Source organism: Xanthomonas albilineans, from assembly GCF_002939705.1.
Taxonomy (GTDB): Bacteria; Pseudomonadota; Gammaproteobacteria; order Xanthomonadales; family Xanthomonadaceae; genus Xanthomonas_A; species Xanthomonas_A albilineans.
In genome coordinates, this window is record NZ_MDCB01000054.1 from 1 (window position 1) to 2575 (window position 2575).

General features: G+C 61.6%; 2 protein-coding genes. Both read left to right on the top strand.

Annotated features, from left to right (window positions below; translation table 11 throughout):
- Positions 1-819: hypothetical protein (locus XalbCFBP2523_RS15635; RefSeq protein ID WP_430523492.1), on the top strand; the 819-nt coding region annotated here is incomplete at its 5' end.
- On the top strand, positions 816-2575 hold a 1760-nt coding region (locus tag XalbCFBP2523_RS15640), incomplete at its 3' end, for a Tle-like phospholipase domain-containing protein (protein WP_488175806.1). The genes XalbCFBP2523_RS15635 and XalbCFBP2523_RS15640, both read left to right, overlap by 4 nt.

A 2575-nucleotide genomic window follows, 5' to 3' on the forward strand; every position in this document is an offset into this window, starting at 1 on the left:
TATCGCCCGCGCAAACTCAAGGTGCGCGATCCGCTGCACGATCTGCAGCTCCTGCGCGATATGGCGATCATCAATGCGCGGGTGCGCGCCGAGCTGGGGCCGCTGCCACCCGGCGGATTGCCGGTGGAGCCCAAGCGTAAACCCGCACCGTGGCCGTACCTGCCTGCCGCCGCATCCGCGCCCCATCCCGCCGAGGACGACCCGATGAAACTGCAACACCTTGCCGCCACCGCCCTCATGCCGCTGGCCCTGACCGCTGCGGGCTGCTCCAAAGGCATCGATGTCGGCAATGACGGCGCCACCGGTCACCTCAATCCGCATCCGGTCAAACGCTACGAAGTGATTGCCACCTCGCATGCGCCGGGGCCGTGGGATACGATTGAGGCATACATCGGGTATGACGTCATCAATGAGAAATGCGTGCCGCTGATCCCTTTCATTGGCCAGCGACACATGCCCAATACCGGACTCGATGTTCCCATGACACAGGTGGACGATCACACGTGGAAGGGATATTTTTATCGGGACGCCTTGCTGGACGAGGACTACTTCAAGCTTGGCGTGTGCCACTGGGATGCAACCGGTGCTGGCATTTCGGCGATTGGCAAGGGGGTTACGTTCAATTGGGGTCGCACGTTGAATTCGCTTCTGCATGCTGACCAGAAGAAGCAGACCTTCTATTTCAAGAAGAGCGCATATGGAGATCAGCATCTCGTTGAGTATGGTGCTGAAACTCTCACTGGAGAAGACGATGAGGTTGTTCAGCATCCAGATGCTCACTTCCAAGTCACGATTACTGTCAGGGAAGCCAAGCCATGAACCCTGCCGATCAAAAGCGCGCCGATGCGGCCAATGACTCGTATTTCAACCGTTCGCAGAGTGAAGTCGGTAAACCCAAGCCTATACATCTAGGAGGTGCAGACTATACCGTCTTCGGCTACGCGAACGATCCTATAACCGGTTTCCATGCAACCGCGTATCGAAGCGTGGAAGTACCACACAACATCATCATCGCCTACCGTGGCACCGACCCTGGTCTATTTACCGGCGAGACCAAAGCGGAAAAAGCGAGCCATGCGCTCACCACCCTCCAGGACATCGCCGTCGATGCCACGATGGTGCGCGACGCCGTCAATCCGCAAAAAGCCGCCGCCGATGCGTTCACGGCGCAGATGCTCGCCAAGGCCGCCGCACGAGGTATACCCAAAGATCACGTGACCGTAGCCGGCCACTCCCTCGGCGGCGCACTGGCGCAGATCGAGGCGGCCAAATACGGTTTGGCCGGCGCGACCTTCAACGCTTACGGCGCGGTGAGCTTGAATCACCACGTGCCCGAAGGCGGCTCGGCGGTGACCAATTACGTCCTGGCAGGTGATCCGGTGAGTGGGGCCAGTCGGCATTACGGTACGGTGGTGACCCTGGCGACTCCAGAGAATGTGCAAGCGCTCAAAGACGCGCACTACCTCGACGCCAGCCACGGCGCATCCTCACCCAATCCGTTGCGTGCGATGCGCCTGGGCGATCACAGCGGCACACACTTCACTGGCCCGCAGAGCGTGCTGTCCCCGGAGAGGCTGACGCAGCTCCAAGCCAACTACGCGCACAACAAGGCCGCTTTCGATCATTTCCGCCAGGACGTCCATCAGGACCGCGAGCTACTGAACATGGCGCTGAATCCTGGCGCGACTACCGCCATGGCAGCGAAGGCGGAAGCACTGGCGGTGCAGGTGCGTGCCGAACATGCCTACGATGCCGGTCGTCAAACCGTGGAGCGCGGCATCCATGCGGTCGAACACACCGCCGGGCAAGCCTACGATACGCTGACGCATCCGGGACAGTGGTTGCAGCACAGCGCACCAGCAGCGTCGATCCATCCCACATCGACGAACGCGGACGCGTCTTCCTCCTCTTCATCATCATCCGCTGCTGCCGCGTCCATGCCGCCCCCGGCCATGGACAGACACACGGGCCTGCAGGACGACCACGCCTTCCAGCAGCGCCAGGAACACATCCGGCAGGCGCAGCAGCAGGCAGTGCAACTGGCGCAAGCGTACCGGCAGACACAGCCGCCACCCGTTCACAGCGCCCCGGTCCATGAAAAACCGGCCGGCGTGGACATGCAGGAACAGGCGCGGATCGCGCAACTGCAGCAGCAGGAACAGCAAGCGCAGGCAGCGCGCGAACAGCAACAGCGCCTCGCGCAGCAACACGTGCAGTTGCACCGCCAGGCTATGGATGCGCAGCAACGCGAACACGAACAGCGCCACAGCCAAGATCCCCGGTCGCATCAACACGAACAGCGCCAAGCGGGCGAGGCGATGTTGTATACCCCACCGACGCGTCCACCGCGTTCGGATGAGCATCTCCAAGACTTCCGTCATCCGGGCCATGCGCTGCACTCGCGCTATACCCTGTTCAAGAACGCGCTGGAACAGTCCTGCACCCTGCCCAGGCATGGCGATAAATTGCCTTACGGTCCCGCACAGCAGGAACGGCTGGCCGCCGGGTTCACCGACGCGCTCGGCATCAATCCGCAATACAGACACAACATCAAAGGCTTCAAGCAGCACGAGGG